The organism is Yersinia alsatica, from assembly GCF_902170305.1.
In the GTDB taxonomy this organism is placed as follows: Bacteria; Pseudomonadota; Gammaproteobacteria; order Enterobacterales; family Enterobacteriaceae; genus Yersinia; species Yersinia alsatica.
Genome location: NZ_CABHWW010000027.1, coordinates 1 through 728 on the forward strand (window position 1 = coordinate 1; position 728 = coordinate 728).

Genomic DNA, 728 nt, shown 5'->3' on the forward strand with positions numbered 1-728 from the left:
GGCACCGCACAGCAAGCCGAATACCTGAAAGTGATATTCGGGGATGAGGCGATGAAAGGCGCGGTGAAACTGGTGGCAGCGGCCGGTAATGGCAAGCTGGCCGAGAAACAAAGTAAGCTGAAAAATGCCGATGGCACCGCGCAATCTATCGCCACGGTCAGAATGGATAACCTTGATGGCGACCTGAAAAACCTGAGTTCGGCGTGGGAAGACCTTGAAATTGAAGTCTTTGAGAAACAAGATTCCGCGTTGCGTAAGCTGACCGTCACCGCTACCGACTGGCTGGTTAAGGTCGCGGCATGGGCCAAGAAAAACCCGGAACTGGTCGGCACCATTGGCAAAGTGACCGGCGCGGCGCTGGCACTGGTTGCCGGGCTGGGTGCGCTGGGGTTAATTGCGTGGCCGGTGATGGCCGGATTTAACCTGCTATTAGCCGGGGCCGGTCTGTTAAGTACCGGTTTTTCGCTGATGGCCGGAACCATTGCCGCCGCACTGACAGCACTGACATGGCCGATAGTGGCAGTGGTAGCGGCCATTGTGGCCGGTGGCCTGCTTATCCGTAAATATTGGGAGCCTATCAGCGCCTTTATTTCCGGGGTAGCCGAGGGCTTTACCGCGGCCATGGGGCCCGTCAGTGCTGCGTTTGAACCACTTAAACCGGTGTTTAACTGGTTTAGCGACAAGGTAAAACAGCTTGCCAACTGGTTCGCTGACCTGATTAAACCGGT

The 728-nt window shown here is 56.3% G+C and carries 1 protein-coding gene; it reads left to right on the top strand.

Features of this window, described 5'->3' with window-relative positions:
- A partial coding sequence (locus FTA96_RS17175) for a phage tail tape measure protein (protein WP_235897512.1) occupies positions 1-728 on the top strand: 728 nt, incomplete at both ends.